The organism is Pseudomonas nabeulensis, from assembly GCF_004682045.1.
In the GTDB taxonomy this organism is placed as follows: domain Bacteria; phylum Pseudomonadota; class Gammaproteobacteria; order Pseudomonadales; family Pseudomonadaceae; genus Aquipseudomonas; species Aquipseudomonas nabeulensis.
The window spans coordinates 1-17,493 of the sequence record NZ_QUZT01000044.1; the positions used below are offsets into that span (position 1 = coordinate 1).

Genomic DNA, 17,493 nt, shown 5'->3' on the forward strand with positions numbered 1-17,493 from the left:
GGGATACGACGCTCAGGCCAGCTGCAATAGCCAGGGTTTTGGCGAGACGACGAGGAGTAGTAGTGAAAGTCATGTGAGTTACCTCTCTTTCAGTTTTGCGCCCGGTCGGGCGTCTCGGATTTCTGATGTTTAAAAGCGGGGGTGTTCATAGCCATGTTCTGTTGGCGCGAACCGGCTTGTTTAAGCTGCGCAACCCACTGCGGGTCGGCATCACCGATTTCGTTGTTTACCGGCAGATAACGTTCAGGAAACTCCCAGATCAGCACCTGGGGCGGGCTGTTCTTGAAGTCATCGCTTTTCAGGTAGCTGAGCATCGGCAGGATCGGACCGTGGCCGTCTTCCGAATAGTTGATGACGTCGCTGTGCAGGGCTTGCTTGAGCGCACCGACGAAGTTCCAGTTGGGGTTGGCGCTGTAGCTGGTGCCCACCAACGCCACCGGCGTTTCGCTATCGGTAAACAGCGCGTCGTCGCCTTTGCTTTCGGCCAGGTGCGTCACGCGTTTTTCCAGCGGTTCTTTGGGCGGCATCAGGTTTTCGAACAACGGGTCCAGGGGCAGGAACAGACGCAGGTCGCCTTTATGCGGTGCGGTGTTCTCGGCCTCGGTGACAAAGCGTTGCGGCTCGCCGCTCAGCGGGGTTTTTTCGCTGATGGCCTTGGCCAGTTGCTTGGCCGCGATCTCGGCACCGTCCGGGGTCCAGTGGGTGTCGGTGCGCAGGAACACTTGCTTGCCACTCAGCTTGCCTTGTTGCAGCGGGCCGAGCAGGTCGGGTGCCGGGATGTTGTCGGCGGCGACGCGGGCATGGAAGTCCTGGTACAGGTTGGCGTGGATGCTCGCCGGTTTCACTTCACCGACGTGTTCCGGGTACAGGCGCACTTTGGCCGGCACAATCGCCATGACCAATTGAATGCCCTGGGCCTTGAGCTTCTGGCGCACGCCTTCGACCAGCGCGTAGTTGCCTTGCAGGTTCTGGTCTTCGTTGATAATGGGGTTGAACTCTTCGTCGCTGTACAACCAGTGATCACGGCCCAGCACCACGCCAGGGCGACCTTCGTTGAACAGCTTGTAGTCCAGCGCCGCCCACAGGTTGGTGCCGATACGCTTGATCGGGAACTCGTCGTCGTAGTGGGTCTCGACGGCTTTGGTCCAGCGACCGTTAAGCACGGTGGCGTCGGCGTTGGTGCTGAAACCGAAGAAACTGCGCAGCGACCAGGCGCCCAGGGCCAGTAGCAGCACCATGAACAGGCCGATATAGAGAACGCGTAATGAACGGGTCATGGTCGGCTCCCTCAGAATTGGAAGTAAAGGAACGGCGAGAAACTCTGCGCCGACAGTTTGAGAATCGACGCCACGAACAGTGCAAGCACCGCCGCACGCATGGCGTAGCGTGGCCAGTCAGCGGTCCAGTAGGCCGGTTGCACGGCGGCGTCCTGGCCTACGGTAAAACCGGGCTGGTGGATGCTGCCGGGGTTGTCGCCCGGCACGGCCTTGATCAGGCTCGGGTCGGCGGGCTTGGTTTTCTCCGCAGGGCGATTGGTGTAGAAATCCCGCAGGCCGAAGAACGCCAACGTTGCATACGCCACCACCAGAGTCGCCACTTGCAGGCCGGTGAGGCTGGCGCGGTTGAGTTCCGACAGCGACCACTCGCCAAAGCTGAACATCGCGCCGTACATACGGCCGGCGACATGCAGGTTTTCAGCGCGGAAGATCACCCAGCCCATCACCACCAGCAGGAAGGTGAAGGCCCAGCGCACCACGTTGAAGCTGCGTGGTGAAGTGTTCAGGCCGATGGCTTTTTCAATCGCCAGCCACATGCCGTGCCACGCGCCCCACACGATGTAGGTGATGTTCGCGCCGTGCCACAGGCCACCCAGCAGCATGGTCAGGAACAGGTTGCGGTAGGTGATCAGTGTGCCTTTACGGTTGCCGCCCAGGGTGATGTAGAGGTAGTCACGCAGCCAGGTGGAGAGGCTAATGTGCCAGCGGCGCCAGAACTCGGTGATCGACTGGCTGATATACGGCTGCTTGAAGTTTTCCATAAAGCGGAAACCCATCATCAAGCCCAGGCCGATGGCCATGTCGCTGTAGCCGGAAAAGTCAAAGTACAGCTGCGCGGTGTAGGCCAGTGCGCCGAGCCAGGCATCGCCCGTGGTGGGGTTTTGCAGGGCGAAGCAATGGTCAGCCACCACCGCGAGGGTGTCGGCGATAAAGACTTTCTTGATAAAGCCCTGCATGAACCGCGTGCAGCCCTCGGAGAATTTATCGAGGGTGTGGGTGCGGTTGTTGAACTGGTCGGCCAGGTCGCGAAAGCGCAACACGGGGCCGGCAATCAGGTGCGGGAAGATCGCCACGAACGCCGCAAAGTCGATCAGGTTGCGGGTTGCCGGGGTGTCGCCGCGATACACGTCGATGATGTAGCTGATGGACTCGAAGATGTAGAACGAGATACCAATCGGCAACAGCACGTGGGTCAGGATGAACGGCTCCAGGCCCGCCGACTTCATCATCACGTTGATGCTGTCGACGCCGAAGTTGGCGTACTTGAAGTAGCCGAGGATACACAGGTCGACGGCCACGCCGAGCAGCAGCCAGCGCTGGGCCGGCTTGGTGCGTACGCCGGCTGCACCGACTTTAAGGCCGATCCAGTAGTTCCACAGCGTCACAGCGGCGAACAGCGCCAGGAAGTCCACTCGCCACCAGGCGTAGAACACATAGCTGGCAATCAGCAGCAGCAGGTTGCGATAGCGTTGCCCGCTCAAGTAGTACAAGCCGAGGAATATCGGCAAGAACAAAAACAGGAACACATTGGACGAGAAAACCATCCCGATCTCTCCATGTTTAACCACAGTCAAGGGCCGCAGCCCCCCCAAACCCCCCCCACGATTTCGAGGGAGGGCGGTATTGCAATCTCGCTGACGGAACCGGCTCAAAATGTGGGAGGGGGCTTGCCCCCGATGGCGGTGTGTCAGTCACCAGATGCATCCACTGATGCACCGCTATCGGGGGCAAGCCCCCTCCCACATTTGAATCCCATTCAGTCAGTTAACTTTTCAAGAACCTTTGTTGCCTTTTTCATGCGCCGGGTCGTAGACCTTGGTCAGGTCACCGCCAAGACGGAACGTCTTGAACGGCTGCATCCCGTGCTTGCGCTCGATCACATCCGGGGCGCAGGTGTAGAGGGTGCAGAAGGGTTCGAGCCAGGCGAATTTCATGTCCTGCTTCAAGTCCTTCATGTCCTGGTCCTTGCCGTTCTTCTTCTCGAAGATGTCCGGGTCTTTGACCCCGGCCAGTACCTTGTCGCCCAGGCGCTTGAGCGCGCTGTTGTTTTCCTGGCGCAGGTCGACACCGTTGACCAGGGCAAAACTGGCGATCATCGACAGCGGCGGCAGGGCGTAGTTGTGGTACGACAAGGCGCGTTGCTGACGCCTCAACTCGTTCGGCAGGAAGCCCTGGTCATCGACCTGATTCACGCCGACCTTGTATTCCTTGACCGCCCAATCAAACAGGTCGCGACGGTTGGTGGCGACGGACGTGGCCATCACCGACCACGCGGCCCAGTAGGAGTGGTTGTTGGTTTTATCCAGCGGCAGGTTGTCCCAGTCGCTCACCACCTGATCCGCCAACTTGTTGAACCAAGCCTCGATCAGCTGGGATTCCTGTTGATGGTTGGCCAACGGGTGCGAGTCGGAAAACTTCAAGCGCACATAGGCCGACGCCATGCTGCCCAGCGCCCATTTGCGCATGGACTTGCCGGTGTGGTTGAAGTCCTTGGACATCAACGCATCGGCCTTGGCCCAGCTGGTGAGCCAGTTCAAGGTGCATTCGAGCTGCTCCGGACGCCCGTCGCGCATAAATTGCATCACGCGCTTGCTGGTGTCTTTTTCCAGCTTGGTGATATCGGCGGTGCTGTCGCGAAAGGCTTTTTCGGACTGGGTATTCAGGGTGGCGCGCGCCTTGTCCGAACCCTCGTACTTGCTGCGAAATTGCAGCGAGCCGGTGTACGGCGCCGGCATGGCGTCGCAGTCATTCTTGAAGTCGCCGGTCTTGAACGCCTCGATCGGGGCGAAGTAGCCCTGGGGCGGACGCAGTGGGGCGGCGGCGTTGACTGCACCGGCGAACATCGCCAGGCCCAGTAACGTGGGGATCAATAACTTCTGCATAGGTAACCTCATTGCCCGAGCGACGCGGTTTTTTGACCGCCGCTTGGGAATACGTTGCGTGTGCAAATTTTCGCTTCAACCTTCTGCGCGGCCTGGCCCGCTTCGGGGCCTTGCACTTCCACGGCCAGCAGGTTCTGCGAGGCCCAGTCTTCATCGGTACGCAGTTCGAAGGCGAAACGCCCGTCTGTATCGGATGTTTCGGGTTTCTCGATCTTGATGTCCTCGTGGCGCCCGTTCATGTACCAGAGGGTGGCTTGCAGGGTTTTCACCGACGGGTCGGCGAAGCGGATATCAACCTGGTGATTGGCATTACGCAGGTCTTTGTTCGAACTGTTCACCAGCAATTCGTTCTTGCCGGGCTTCAAAGAAGTGCTGGCGGTCATCTGCGCGGTCTTGCCTTCGCAGCCGTTGTCCAGCAGCGACATCATCTGGCGGTAGATGGTCTCCTGGTCCAGGCGATACAGCGGCGAGAACTCCCAGATCAGGATTTTCGGCGGGGTCTTCTGGAATTCATCGCTGCCCAGGTACTGGATCATCGAACCTTCCAGGCCGCCGCCGGGGAAGGCGACGTTGAGGATGTCAGCACCGATTTCCTGTTCCAGGAAGCCGGCGAAGTTGTAGTTCTTGCCGCTGTGGCTGGTGCCCACCAGGGTGATCTGCGGGTTGCCGGAATCGCCGAACAGGTCGCCGTCACCCGCTTCGCCCTTGGGCTCGGTGGTGAACTGGTCCATGTACTGGATCGCGTAGCTGGTGCCGCACAGCTGCCCGGCCATGTTGTGCAGGGTGCCGGTCTTGCCCATGCGTCCGGAGCGGGTGGTTTCGAATTCACGCTTGGGGATATCAGCGAACTCGGGCATGGCGCGCACTTTGGCGCCGACGATTTTCGCGGTGCGCTGGGCGCCGTAGGGGGTCCAGTGTTGGTCGCCGCGGAAGTAGAAATCGTGGGCCGGCAATTCGTCGGGAAGCTGTTCGTTGGTCAACGGCGACAGGTCCGGCACCACGTAGCCCATCTTGGCGAAACGGCCGAGCATGGTCTTGTAGTTGCCCAGGGCCTTGTCGAAATCGAACTTGGCTTTCTCTTCCGGGTTGAGCTTGTTGCGGTTCACCAAACCACGGGTTGGTTGGTAGACCACCACCAGTTCCACGCCCTTGGCCTTGAACGCATCGTGCAGTTGTTGCATGCGTTTGTAGCCGGCCGGTGTGGTATCGAATTCGGTGCGCAGATCTTCCTGGGTACGGAACAGCCAATCACCCTGGGCTTGTACCAGCGTGGTGAAGTTCTGCTGATAACGCGTGGTGTAGTTGCGCGCATCATGGGCGGCGGGGCACAGGCTACAGCACGGTTCGGCGGTATAGGTCGGTGCCTTCACGTCGTCGGCGCGCACGCCCTGGCTGGCCGCGAGCAGGCCGAGGGTCAGACCCGAAAGGCTCAACAATTTGATCATGTGTGGGTGCATAAGGGTCATCCTCAGTCCTGCAATTCGGTCTGGCGTTCGACAGGGTCGATCAGCACGGCTTTCTGCTGGCGCACCAGCAGGTCGAGAATCTCTTCCTGGCGATCACCCAGCACACCGTTGAAGCTGATGCCGCTGGATTTGGTCGGCGCCAGCATCGACACGCGGTACAGCTCCACGCTCAATGGCGAGTCGATGGACAGCGGCCCGCTGCCGTTACCCGCCAGTTCACCGCCGACCACAATCAGCGACACCTGGGCGTCGAACGGGTCGAGGGCGATGTCACGGTCGGTGTCGGTCAAGTCCTTGATGTGGCCGTACAGGCCGGTCAGGCCGTTGGCCATCGAGGTGTTCTCGTACAGCTTGATATTCACGCTGTTACGCACGCGAATGCCGTGGCGACGGTTGGCAATCACCTTGTTGCCCCACAGCAGGTTGTCACCGCTCTCATAGAGGGTGATGCCGTCGGTGTGGTTGCGGTAGAACTCGTTGTCGGCCACCAGGTTGTTGACGCTGTTACGGTCGAGGACCAGGCCCGAGAGCTTGTTGTCGTAGCTGCGGTTATTGAAGATGAAGCTGTCGTTCACTTCCCGGGAAATGATGATGCCGTGCTTCTTCTTGGTGCCGTACACGGTGTTGTCCGCGATGATCAAACCGTGGGAGCGGTCGTGGGGGTCAATGCCGTAGACGATGTTGTCTTTATAGGTATTGCCCTTGATCACGAAGTTCGTGGTCTCGTAGCAGTAGAAGCCGTACCACATGTCCGAGAACTCGGAATCAATGATCCAGCCGGTGGGTTCCGGGCGCTTGAGCACCTTGGCCATGTTCGGCGTGTACTGGGAAATACTGACCCCGTACGACTTACTGTTGGCATAGCCGAAACTGGCCATCTTGGTCTTGGAGACGTAGGTCTCGGTGCCGCCCCAGGCCAGCAGGAATGGGCGGAACTCCTTCGGCGACTTGAACAGCGCCGGACCGTTGGCCTTCTCGCTCCAGCCAGTGATCTTGGTGTCGCGCACAAATAGCTGGCCGTCGTTGATCAGGAACGAACCGGCTTCCTGGGACAGGCGCAACTCCTGGGTTTTCTTGTCGATTTCCAGGATGCCCTTGCGCCCGACCACGATCGGCAACTTGGCCAGGAACACCCCCGGCGAGGTTTCGCTCAGGTACTGCTTGGGCACCTTGCCCAGCAGATCCTTGAGGTTCATATAGCCGTCGTCGACAAAGATCGCCTGGGGAATGCCGTGCTGGCGCACCACCCATTCGGCCATCTTGTTGTCACCGCCGATAAAGTCCTTGAGGGCGTCTTCCTGCATCATGCGGCGGATGCTGATTTTGCCGGGCTTGCTGCGCACGATCTTCTTTTCCATCGCCGCATCGGTGTAGCCCGACAAGTCAGGCAAGGCTGGCTTGGCCATTTCCAGCGGCGCGGTGGGCGGGCTGGAAATGGTGTAGGTCTTGGCCTGTTGCAGTTCTTTGGCGATGGTCGGCGCCTTGGCCTGCGGTGCGGTGTCGGCGAAGGCCGTGGCGTTCGCCATCAGCATCGCGGCGACGAGCAACGTGTGAGGTTTCATAGCGCAGGCTCCCATCAGAATCTCCACACCACATCAACAAACGCGCGGTGCATGTAAGAGTCGACTTGGCTGCCGTAGGCGTCGCCCGGTTTGAACACGCCTGCACGGAAACGCACCAGGGCCGACGGTTCGTCGATGGACTGGCTGAGTGCGGCCGGCAGCAGGCCTTTCTTGAAGTACTTGGTGACCACCAGGTCCATCTCTTGGCCCAGGTCTTTCTTGCCGTCTTCAAGGGGCAGGGAGGTGCTGGACACAATCGCGCCGGTCACGTCATCGGTGTTGTTCTGCACCGCATCGATACCGTTGCTGCCCACCGGCTTGTTGCCGTCGACACGCCAGAACTTGTGGTACACCAGGCTGGCGTCGTAGTCCTCACGCAGCTGCCAGGAACCGAACAGGCTCATGGACTGCATGTTGTTCATCTCGCCACGGAACGCTTCGCCGAAGCGGTGCACGCGGGACTGGGTGCCGGTCCAGTTCGAACGGTTGCTTTGCAGGCCGTTCTGCTCGTACTCGGCGCTGGCGCGGGAATACGCCGCGCCCACTTGCCATTGCGGGTCCAGACGCAGGCGGATACCCAGGTCGGTGGCCCAGCCGCTCACATCATCGCTGCGCTTGGCGTTCGTTGGGCGGGTGCCGTCGGCGTTCAGGGCGTTGACCGTGTCACGGTCGCCGCGCATGCCGGTGATGCTCGCCCAGTAGTTGACGGTGTTGGTATTGCGCCAGTTGTAGGCATCGCTGTTGGCTTCGAGGCCGAGCCAGGTCAGGTCGCCGTTCTCGCGTTTGTCCAACGAGTCGGTCGGCACGCCCGGTTCCGGATAGTCGAGCTTGCCGTTGTCATGGGTATGGTGAGCGCGCAGGCCGACCCACTGGCCAGGCGTCCACTGGTAAGCGCCGTCGGCGTAGAGGTGCTGGCGGTCTTTGTCGACCGGGGCCAGTTCCTTGAGGTCGGTGCGGTATTCGCTGAAACGCTCGGCGACGCCCACATTGGCCTTGAGCAAAGTGGTGTCGAAGGTCCAGTTCAGCGCTTCGATATTGGTGTCGCGCCATTGGCCGTCGTCATTGCGCAGGCGTTGGCGACCGAGCTTGAGGATCTCGCCGGGGTAGGGCGTGAAGCCGCTGTAGCCGACCCAGAACTCGCGCATCGCCAGGTAGTTTTTCTTGGTCTTGCGGTCGTTGTTGCTGGTTTGCTGGTTCTCGTCATCGGCCGACTGTTGGAGGGTGTCGGTCTCGATGATGTCGCTGGAAGTGACCGCCTGGCCCATGGCATAGGCGCTCCACGCGCCGCTTTCGCCATAGATCCACGGGCGCAGGTCAAGGCCGACGCCGTTGACGTCGCCGCCTTTTTGCGTGCCCAGGTCGCGGTCGTCTTCGGACTGGCCGGTGATTTTCACTTCCAGGCCGAAGTTCTTGGTTTCGGTCAGCGCGGCCAGGGTCGGGCACGACCACAGCAGGGCGAAGGTCAGGCCAATACCGGCCTTGACGAAGGGATTGAGCGTCATAGGGATTCCTCGCCGTCTTCTTCTTCCAGGGCGTGCAGTTGCAACGTGCTCTGGGCCAGGGTGCCGCGGGTCGCCAGTTCTTGTTGCACCAGGCGTTGGCCCTGGGTGCGTTGCTCCGGGGTCAGCGGCGCTTCAAGTTGGGTGGCCAAGTCGTTGGCCTCCGGCGTGTCCTGGGCTTTGGCCAACTGGCTGAAGACATAGGCGTTCAATGGGTCGGGCTTGGTGCCCTTGCCTTGGGAAAACAATTGGGCGATGGCGAAGTCGGCACTGTTCTGGCCGTTGCGCGCAGCGGTCAGCAGGTGGTCCAGGGCCTTTTGCGGATAGACCTTGCCCAAATAGCCACGGCGGTAAATCTGGCCGAGGTAGTAATCGGCGGCCACTTCCTTGCCCTGGGCTTTTTCGAAGTGCGCTTCGGCGGCCTTGGCGTCGGCGGGCACCCACTTGCCTTCGTAGTAGAGCTTGCCCAGCAACAGCTCGGCGCGGGGCTGGTCGGCGGCGCGGCCGTTGTCCAGGTACTTCATCATCTGGTCGACGTCGCCCAGTTCGGGGAAGTCGTAGAGCAATTGCGCCAGGCTGACCCAGGAGGCCGGATAGCCGGGGGCGATTTTTTCCAGCAGGGCCTGGGCGGTTTTTTCGTCCGGTTGGCCCAGGCTGGCATCGCCCAGTACACGGGCAACGCTGTCGACGCGCTGCGCGGTGACGGTGCCACGGCTGTAGCCGGCTTCCATCTGCTTGAGCAACTCGGCCTGTTTCTCCGGTGCGGCTTGTTTCTGATAGACCGTGGCCAGCTCGACGTAGCAGATATCGGTGCTGTTCAGTGCGGCCTTGCAGATGCGTTCCACATCATCCAAATGCTGGTCGTACGTGCCTTGGGTGCGATACAGCAGCACCTGGGCCAGACCGGCCTCCGGATAACCCGCGGCCTGCCACTTGCTGATCTGTTGCTGGGCATTCACGTTGGGGAAACTGTGGGGGTATTGCAGGTACAGCATCGCCAGCGGGATCAGGGTATTGCCTTCCCCATTGGCAAAGGCTTTCTTCAACAGGCCTTCGGCTTCGTGGTGCTCGGCTTCGGTAGAGCCAGGCTTGGCCACCAGCAGGCGGCCGAGGCGGGCCTGGGCACGGGGCGAAGTATCAGCCGCCGCACGGTAGGTGGCTTCGGCCTGTTTGATTTGCGCAGGATCACGGGTGCCTACCTGGATATCAGCCAGGCCCACTTGGGCCTCGCTGTAGCCGAGGTCGGCCAGTTGCTGGTAGTTCTGCTGGGCGGTGACGGTGTCGCCACGCTTGAGCGCTTCGTTGGCCAGGCGCTGGTCGGGCAGGCCGGCGCAACCGGCGAGGCTGACTGCAACAGCCAGCAACGCCGCTGTACCCATGTGGGAGCGGCTTTTGTGGCGAGGGAGCTTGCTCCCGCTGGGGTGCGAAGCGCCCCCAACAGCCGGCGACTGCTGCGCAGTCGAACGGGAGCAAGCTCCCTCGCCACAGCAAGCCCGCTCCCACAGGGACCGCGGTGTTTTTGTAAGAGTCATCACAGGCATGTCCTCTGCTTACAGACCGTGGGCCATGGCTTTGTCGATCAGCCAGTTCAGCGAAGGGCCACGGTCGCTGGTCACTTCCACCGGGCGACCGGCGTAGGTGCTGTCCAGCGGTGCGTCGGGCTTGATCTGCACGCGAATGTCGGAGGACAGGTCGGCGCTGTTCAGGCTGGTGCTGCTGACGATGGTGCCGGTGCGCACTTGTTCTTCATCGGCCACCTGGAAGCTCACCGGTGTGCCTGGGCGCACGTCGGCGAACTGGCGATAGGTAAAGCGCGCCTCAACGTTGGCCAGGCTGCCACGTGGCACCAGTTGGAAGATCACATCGCCCTTGTTGGCGTACTGACCATCGGCCACCAATTGCTGGGCGACCACGCAATCACACGGCGAAGTCAGGGTGCCGGTCATTTGCTTGCCGAACAGCTCTTCGACCTTGGCCGGTTGCAGTTGGTCTTCGTCAAGGTGGCCCTTGAGCACATCCAGCATGCTGGTGCTGAAGCTCGCCAGCGGCGCGCCCTTGGCGGCGATGGCGTCACCTTTGAGCAGGCTCTGCACGGTGCCGTCGCGGGGCATGGTCACGTTCATGCCGGGCACGCTGACCAGACCGGCCTGGGCGTGGCTGACGAAGTACATGCCGTACACCGATTTGAAGATAAAACCGAACGCCGCCAGGCCGACGATAAAGATACCGGCGCTGAACGTCACCGCCCGCAGGCGACCGAACGCGCTCATGCCGCTGCCGCTGTCCTTGACCTTGCGCGCCTTGGTGAAATTGTCGCGTTGCAGGGTCGCCAGCACGTCGCCCATGGTCACGATGTCGCCGGACAAGTGCGAGGTGATCAAGTGGCGCAGGGTGGAAATATCCTGCGGTTCCAGGTTCTGGAACTGGCAACCGGTGCGGCCGCTTTGGCGGTCGTAGGAGCGGATTTGCAACTCCACGTCCATCGCCAGGCCCAGGTTATCGATCACAAACTGCAGGCGGCCCTTGTGCACTTCGCCGACGGTCAACGGCTGGGTGGAGGTGAATGCCAGGCCGCCGGCGGACAGGTCGATCACCCGGGCTTCGGTCGGTGTGCGGTCAGTGTTGAAAAAGCGCAGCTTGGCCGGGATTTTGACCCGGGCATGTTGGCGCTGGGCTTCGGATTCGTGGACAACGTTGACGTTTGCTTGGCTATTCATCGGTGTAATTCCTAAGTTAATTCAGGCTTGGTTGGGTCAGACCATCATCAGCAGCACGGCGACAAAAATGCTGCCGGCGGAGAAGGTCATGGTCCGAGACGACCAGGTGTTGAACCAACGTTGAAAGCTGGCCAAATCGCGGGTCAGTTTGGTGTCCTGGCGGGTCCAGGACTGTTGATCAAGGCGGAAGAACACGTAGATCTTCACCAGCGCGCCCATGATCTGGTTGTAATAGAGAATCACCGGGTAAGCCGGTCCGATCTTGTGGCCGGAGCACGACAGCAACAGGGTGAGGATCAGGCGGGTGATGCCGATCCACAGCAGGTACGCGAGGATGAACGCGCCGCCGTATTTGAAGGTGGCGATGAACGCGACCGTCAGGCCCAGCAGGGACGTCCACATCGACACACGCTGGTCGAATAGCACGATGCTGGTGAACAGACCGAGGCGACGCACACCCAGACCGAGGGCGCGGGAGTTCTGGCGCAGGTTGTTGCCGTACCAGCGGAACATCAGCTTGCGGCTGGCCTTGATAAAGCTCTTTTCCGGCGGATGTTCCACGGTGTTGATCGCGGCGTCCGGCACGTAAAAGGTGTCGTAGCCCAGGCGCATCAGGCTGAACCAGCTGGACTTGTCATCGCCGGTCAAGAACTTGAAACGGCCCAGGCGCCAGTGTTGCAGCGAGTCGCTTTCCACGTCGGCGATAAAGCCGGGGTCGGTGACCACGCTGGCACGGAACACCGACATGCGACCGGTCATGGTCAGCACGCGCTTGGACAGGGCCATGGAGCACATGTTGATGTGGCGCTGAGCGAAGCGCAGCTTGTGCCACTCGCTCATGATGTAGCCGCCGCGCACTTCGCAGAACTCGTTGGTGGTCAGGCCGCCGACATTGCCGAACAGCTGGAACCACGGCACGGTCTTGCGTACCACGCCTTCGGCGAGCACGGTGTCGCCATCGATCACGGCGACCACGGCGCGGTCATCCGGCAGGTGGCGGGAGATCGCACGGAAACCAAAGGCCAGGCCATCGCGCTTGCCGGTGCCGGCGATGCGCACGAAGTCGAGCTTCACGTGCTCTGGCGGCTGCATGCGTTCCCACAGGCTTTTCACCAGCAGCTCATCGGACATTTCCACCAGCGAGCAGACCACGGTGGTGGGGAAGCCGCATTCGATGGCTTCGCGAATCACCGAGCTGTACACCTGGGCGGTGGTCAGTGCATCGATCCGAAAGCTTGTGACCATCAGGAACACATGGGACGGGTCGGCGGCCTTGCCCAGCTTGCGCACCTTGCGGCGCAGGTGCGGGTAGACCACGTACAGGAACAGCATGCCGCGAAAGAAATGCGTAGCACCCATCGAGTAGCGCCAGATACCCACGGCGCCAATCAGGAAAATAAAATTCTTCGACTCGGAGTCGAACGTACTCGCCGGCAGCAGCAGGGCGAGTCCCATCAGCAGGCTGAGGAAGAACAGCCAGCCGGCAGATTGCAGTAATACATGTTTTAACTTGGACATAAGCATCTTCCGAAGGTGAAGGAGGTTTCAGGCGGCGCGCGCTGGGGATGGAAACCCGCGTCGCCTGAAACTTGCCGTTGCTGTTACCAGCAGATGCCTTCGGTGCGACCGGTGGTGCAGGTCGCATTTTTCATGAAGCCCACCAGGTCAATCACTTGCTTGCCGTGCGGTGCGTTCTGCGCCAGGGCACGGAATTTCTCGTCACGGTTGCCGAGGATGATCACGTCGGAGTTGTTGATCACATCGTCGAAGTCCGAGTTGAGCAGGGACGACACGTGGGGGATCTTGCCTTCGATGTAGTCCTTGTTCGCACCGTGGACACGGGCGTACTCGACGTTGCTGTCGTAGATGCTCAGGTCGAAACCCTTGCCGATCAGCATTTCGGCCAGCTCTACCAGCGGGCTTTCACGCAGGTCGTCGGTGCCGGCCTTGAAGCTCAGGCCCAGCAGGGCGACTTTGCGCTTGTCGTGGCTGGATACGATGTCGAAGGCGTTCTGTACCTGGGACTCGTTGCTGCGCATCAGCGAATTGAGCAGCGGCGCTTCCACGTCCAGAGAACCGGCGCGGTAGGTGAGGGCGCGCACGTCTTTGGGCAGGCACGAACCACCGAAGGCGAAGCCTGGGCGCATGTAGTACTGGGACAGGTTGAGGGTCTTGTCCTGGCAGACCACTTCCATCACTTCGCGACCATCGACGCCGACGGCCTTGGCGATGTTGCCGATTTCGTTGGCGAAAGTGACCTTGGTGGCGTGCCACACGTTGCAGGTGTACTTGATCATCTCGGCCACCGCGATGTCCTTGCGGATGATCGGTGCGTCGAGTTCTTCGTACAGCGACTGCAGGACATCGCCGGAGGCTTTGTCGAACTCGCCGATAACGGTCATCGGTGGCAGGTCGTAGTCGGCGATGGCGGTGGATTCACGCAGGAATTCCGGGTTGACCGCGACACCGAAGTCGACGCCGGCCTTTTTGCCGGAGCAGTCTTCGAGGATCGGGATGACTACGTTGGCCACGGTGCCTGGCAATACGGTGCTGCGCACCACCACGGTGTGGCGGGTGGTTTTGTCACGCAGGACAAACCCGATTTCGCGGCACACGGCTTCGATGTAGTCCAGTTCCAGGTCGCCGTTTTTCTTGCTCGGCGTACCGACGCAGATCATCGACAGGTCGGTGTCGCGAATGGCTTCGGCGAAGTTGGTGGTGCCGCGCAAACGACCGGTCTCGATACCCTTGTTCAGCAGCTCGCCCAGACCCGGTTCAACGATCGGCGATTTGCCTGCATTGATCAGGTCGATCTTATCCTTGGAGATGTCTACGCCAACCACTTCGTGGCCACGGGCAGACAGGCAACCGGCACACACTGCGCCAACGTAACCTAGACCAAATATGCTGATGCGCATCGCATTTACCTCTTTAATAATCACGCCATTAAATGGCCGGAGTTCATGTTTGCAAGCGTCACTGATGCCACGAAAGTTGGGCGAATAGACGCCGACTCATCGCGTGCAGGCATGTTTAATAACGAGTGACTAACTATTGCACTCAAGTTGTGCGCAACTTGGCCTTGTTATTGGGGCTTGCCCTCAAATGCAGCCGGCCTTCTGGGGGGAAGGTCCCGGCGCCAGTGCCACAAGGCGCAGATAGAGGCATAAAGCCTTTTGATATCAACGTCTTGGGTGTCATCACTGACACATTTGGGTAAGCGCTGCCTTGGCCTAATAGGGGAAAGCAATGAATCCTTATCGCCGCCCTCAACTCATATCAGTTGATGATGTGACCTGTGAGTCAAAGTTGTTATGCAACTTCGCTACTTCCTTAGGTCGTTATGTAAGTCATCTCTTACAGAAACAGAGAATTTCGTTACCGGTGGTATGAGCCGCCCGTTTAGACGAAGTTCCTGGCCGCTCATCCTGTTTCCGGAAATTTCTTGAAATATTAGCAAAGATGGCACTGGTACTATATTGATAGCACTTGCTGTTTTAGTCAGTGGTTATAGGGAGTTGGCGCGGGGGGATAGTTTTGTGCCACTAGTGTTTAAAAAAAGTGGTGCCACTACGAAAAAAAACGACGAATGTCGAGTGAAAGAATCGTTAGGAATGCGTCAAGATGTTTTTTGACGTCAAAATTATGGCTATCCCAGGGCTGAAATGCAGACAAAAATGTGGGAGGGGCGGTGCGACGATTCGACTTGCCCCCGATAGCGGTGGGTCAGCTAAGCATTCATTGACTGACACACTGCCATCGGGGGCAAGCCCCCTCCCACATTTGAACATCTGTGTTCTTGAGAGCGTTATTCCGGTGCGTGATCGCGCAAGAACACCAGATTATCCGGCTTGGACTGCTCCGCATTGAAGCGGTAGCCCTGCACATCGAATTCCTTGAGCCTGGCCGGGTCGTTGATGCGTTCTTCAATCACAAAGCGGCTCATCATGCCCCGGGCCTTCTTGGCGTAGAAGCTGATGATCTTGTACTGGCCGTTCTTCAAGTCCTTGAACTCGGTATTGATGATCCGTGCGTTCAGGGCGGTGCGCTTGACCGCCGAGAAGTATTCGTTGGAGGCAAGGTTCAACAGCACGTCGTCGCCCTGCTCGGCCAGGGCTTCATTCAGCCATTCGCTGATGCGGGTGCCCCAAAAGGCGTACAGGTCCTTGCCACGGGCGTTGGCCAACTTGGTGCCCATCTCCAGGCGGTACGGCATCATCAGGTCCAGGGGGCGCAGCAGGCCGTAGAGGCCCGAGAGCATGCGCAGGTGGTCCTGGGCGTAGGTGAAGTCGGCTTCGCTGAAGGTTTGCGCGTTGAGCCCGGTGTACACGTCGCCCTTGAACGCCAGCAGTGCCTGCTTGGCGTTGGCCGGGGTGAACGCCGGGGTCCAGCTGCCGAAGCGCGCGGCGTTGAGGCCGCCGATCTTGTCGGACACATGCATCAGCTCGCTGATTTGCGCCGGGCTCAACTCGCGCAGTTGTTCGATCAGCTCCTGGGAATGGTCCAGGTACTGCGGCTGGGTAAAACGTTCGGTAGCAGGCGCGGTCTCGAAATCGAGGGTCTTGGCGGGGGAAATCACCGTCAGCATGAAGTCGTCTCCTTAAATCGTGCGGGGATTCTAGGGGCTTGGGCGTTTTGACTCCACCTATGATGGCGATAGGCACGATCCGCTATGATGGGCGGTAACTCTGGAGAGGGAGACCCTGTGTGCGAATCGCGCTTTTGTTATCGGCTTGCCTGCTGTGCCTGACTGCCCAGGCCGCGCCGGTGGATGTGGCCAGCCTGGACCGTGGCACCTGGCCTGAAAAGCTCAGCAGCCCGGCCCTGTTCGATGTGGCTTCACGCGCAGAAATCCTGATGTTCGCCCACAGCCTGCTGGCCAGCGAGAGCCAGGATGAAACGGCGCTCAAGCAACGTCTGGGCTTGAAGATCATCAACCTGGCGGCCATTGACGACCTGCGTCGCCAACTCTGGCAACGCCTGCTGGAGAACTACACCTTCGCCCAGCAGAGCTGCGAGGAAGATGCCTCGTTCTGCTACCTAGTGGAGAGCATGGACGATCTACGCGAGCAGGCCGGCAAATTCGAGGTCAGCGAAAACTCCTTCTATATAGGCTGGGCAGCACCCAGTCATACCTTCCATGAGCGTTATCTGGATGAACTGCTGCGCAAGGCTGCGCTGTTTCCGCAGATCAGCAGCGAAGTCGCGCGTTTTGGCGACCATGAGCGCAATGGCGATGAATTCAACGACCGGATGTTCCTGCTGACCTTCGACGGTGGCCCTGCGCCGGTCAGCGGCAATACCGACTGGCTTGCCGACTACCTGCGCAAGCAGAAGCTGAACGCCACGTTCTTCATCCTTGGCAGCAGCCTGCAAACCCGCGTTGAGCGCAGTTCTGCCGCCGAGGTGCAGGCGTTGTACCAGGGCCAATGCGTCGGCACCCAGGGCTGGCAGTACCGTTCCCACAGTCATTGGGTCGACTGGCAAAGCTCCATCACCCGCACGGCGTTGTTGACGCAGAACCTGATGCCGGAAAACTACGTGCCGCTGTTTCGCCCGCCCTACGGGCAGCGTCGGGCGGACAGTCAGGGTTTTTTCCAGGGCCAGGGTTTGCAGGTGGCGTTGTGGGACATCGACTCCCAGGATGATCCGGGCAAACTCAAGGCCGATGAGTCGGCGCAGCGGGTGCTGACGCTGATGCTGCTGTGGCGCAAGGGGGTGATTGTGTTTCACGACACCCAGGACAAGGCGCGGGTTGCGTTGCCGATGTTGTTGCAGTCAACGGCACAGAGTGGACTGGGTTGGCAGGACTGCCGGGAAGCATTTCGTTAAAAAGACGAAGTGCCCGGCCCTGTTGGGTCTAAGGACTTTTTGGGGTGATTTTGTGCGACAAATCGATGCAGGCGGACTTCCGACTTTAACGGGCTACCTGGCACTCGGCTAGTGCTATTCGTCATCCTGAAAAATAAACTTCAAAAAACCGTCAAAGTGCTTTTTCCTGTCACAGGTTTTGCGGTATTACGAAGTCAGATCGCCGAAACCTGCAGCACAGGTGGCGTCTTCCAAGACTCCTCATGTGGGCATGCACTT

General features: G+C 60.0%; 12 protein-coding genes and 1 pseudogene. 1 reads left to right on the forward strand and 12 read right to left on the reverse strand.

All coding sequences use genetic code 11. The features are described from left to right. The 12 genes and pseudogenes from DYL61_RS21010 to yaaA form a co-directional block, all read right to left on the reverse strand. Positions 1–73: pseudogene (locus DYL61_RS21010) on the reverse strand (alginate O-acetyltransferase AlgF); the annotation flags it as partial. A 16-nt stretch (positions 74–89) separates the two neighbouring features. Continuing rightward, a complete protein-coding gene (locus DYL61_RS21015; protein ID WP_135309919.1) occupies positions 90–1,277 on the reverse strand; it encodes an alginate O-acetyltransferase in 1,188 nt (395 codons plus the stop codon). An 11-nt stretch (positions 1,278–1,288) separates the two neighbouring features. Further along, positions 1,289–2,821, reverse strand: coding sequence for an MBOAT family O-acyltransferase (locus DYL61_RS21020; protein WP_105696084.1), 1,533 nt, complete (start codon positions 2,819–2,821; stop codon positions 1,289–1,291). Between the two features lie 228 nt (positions 2,822–3,049). Further along, positions 3,050–4,159, reverse strand: coding sequence for a mannuronate-specific alginate lyase (locus DYL61_RS21025; RefSeq protein ID WP_135309920.1), 1,110 nt, complete (start codon positions 4,157–4,159; stop codon positions 3,050–3,052). An 8-nt stretch (positions 4,160–4,167) separates the two neighbouring features. Then, entirely contained in the window at positions 4,168–5,616 is a 1,449-nt protein-coding gene (locus DYL61_RS21030) for an alginate O-acetyltransferase (RefSeq protein ID WP_105696223.1), read from the reverse strand. Between the two features lie 11 nt (positions 5,617–5,627). Continuing rightward, on the reverse strand, positions 5,628–7,202 hold the full coding sequence (gene algG, locus DYL61_RS21035; RefSeq protein WP_135309921.1) for a mannuronan 5-epimerase AlgG: 1,575 nt from the start codon (positions 7,200–7,202) through the stop codon (positions 5,628–5,630). Further along, positions 7,202–8,689 (reverse strand): alginate export family protein, encoded by a 1,488-nt coding sequence (locus tag DYL61_RS21040; protein WP_135309922.1) that lies wholly within the window; start codon positions 8,687–8,689, stop codon positions 7,202–7,204. The genes algG and DYL61_RS21040 overlap by 1 nt, the downstream gene beginning before the upstream one ends. After that, positions 8,686–10,065, reverse strand: a complete 1,380-nt coding sequence (algK, locus tag DYL61_RS21045; RefSeq protein WP_135309923.1) for an alginate biosynthesis TPR repeat lipoprotein AlgK — start codon at positions 10,063–10,065, stop codon at positions 8,686–8,688. Before algK ends, DYL61_RS21040 begins: the two co-directional genes overlap by 4 nt. Before the next feature lie 171 nt (positions 10,066–10,236). Further along, the gene (locus DYL61_RS21055; RefSeq protein WP_135309925.1) at positions 10,237–11,403 is read right to left on the reverse strand and encodes an alginate biosynthesis protein Alg44; all 1,167 of its coding nucleotides are present in this window, start codon (positions 11,401–11,403) and stop codon (positions 10,237–10,239) included. 36 nt (positions 11,404–11,439) lie between these two features. Further along, entirely contained in the window at positions 11,440–12,921 is a 1,482-nt protein-coding gene (gene alg8 / locus DYL61_RS21065; RefSeq protein WP_105696077.1) for a mannuronan synthase, read from the reverse strand. Between the two features lie 83 nt (positions 12,922–13,004). Beyond that, positions 13,005–14,321 (reverse strand): nucleotide sugar dehydrogenase, encoded by a 1,317-nt coding sequence (locus tag DYL61_RS21070; protein WP_105696076.1) that lies wholly within the window; start codon positions 14,319–14,321, stop codon positions 13,005–13,007. Positions 14,322–15,211: 890 nt separating this feature from the next. Next, positions 15,212–15,991 (reverse strand): peroxide stress protein YaaA, encoded by a 780-nt coding sequence (yaaA, locus tag DYL61_RS21075; protein ID WP_105696075.1) that lies wholly within the window; start codon positions 15,989–15,991, stop codon positions 15,212–15,214. A 119-nt stretch (positions 15,992–16,110) separates the two neighbouring features. On the opposite strand from yaaA, the gene DYL61_RS21080 reads away from it, so the two are divergent. Then, positions 16,111–17,235 carry a polysaccharide deacetylase family protein gene (locus DYL61_RS21080; protein ID WP_135309926.1) on the forward strand — a complete coding sequence of 375 codons (1,125 nt, stop codon included), beginning with the start codon at positions 16,111–16,113 and terminating at the stop codon, positions 17,233–17,235. Positions 17,236–17,493 lie beyond the last annotated feature (258 nt).

Excerpts from the sequence above, each read along its gene's own strand:
- DYL61_RS21015 (WP_135309919.1), bottom strand. The coding sequence starts at position 1,277 with ATGACCCGTTCATTACGCGTTCTCTATATCGGCCTGTTCATGGTGCTG.
- alg8 (WP_105696077.1), bottom strand. The coding sequence starts at position 12,921 with ATGTCCAAGTTAAAACATGTATTACTGCAATCTGCCGGCTGGCTGTTC.
- DYL61_RS21040 (WP_135309922.1), bottom strand. The coding sequence starts at position 8,689 with ATGACGCTCAATCCCTTCGTCAAGGCCGGTATTGGCCTGACCTTCGCC.
- DYL61_RS21030 (WP_105696223.1), bottom strand. The coding sequence starts at position 5,616 with ATGCACCCACACATGATCAAATTGTTGAGCCTTTCGGGTCTGACCCTC.
- DYL61_RS21055 (WP_135309925.1), bottom strand. The coding sequence starts at position 11,403 with ATGAATAGCCAAGCAAACGTCAACGTTGTCCACGAATCCGAAGCCCAG.
- yaaA (WP_105696075.1), bottom strand. The coding sequence starts at position 15,991 with ATGCTGACGGTGATTTCCCCCGCCAAGACCCTCGATTTCGAGACCGCG.
- DYL61_RS21070 (WP_105696076.1), bottom strand. The coding sequence starts at position 14,321 with ATGCGCATCAGCATATTTGGTCTAGGTTACGTTGGCGCAGTGTGTGCC.
- DYL61_RS21020 (WP_105696084.1), bottom strand. The coding sequence starts at position 2,821 with ATGGTTTTCTCGTCCAATGTGTTCCTGTTTTTGTTCTTGCCGATATTC.
- algK (WP_135309923.1), bottom strand. The coding sequence starts at position 10,065 with ATGGGTACAGCGGCGTTGCTGGCTGTTGCAGTCAGCCTCGCCGGTTGC.
- DYL61_RS21025 (WP_135309920.1), bottom strand. The coding sequence starts at position 4,159 with ATGCAGAAGTTATTGATCCCCACGTTACTGGGCCTGGCGATGTTCGCC.
- algG (WP_135309921.1), bottom strand. The coding sequence starts at position 7,202 with ATGGGAGCCTGCGCTATGAAACCTCACACGTTGCTCGTCGCCGCGATG.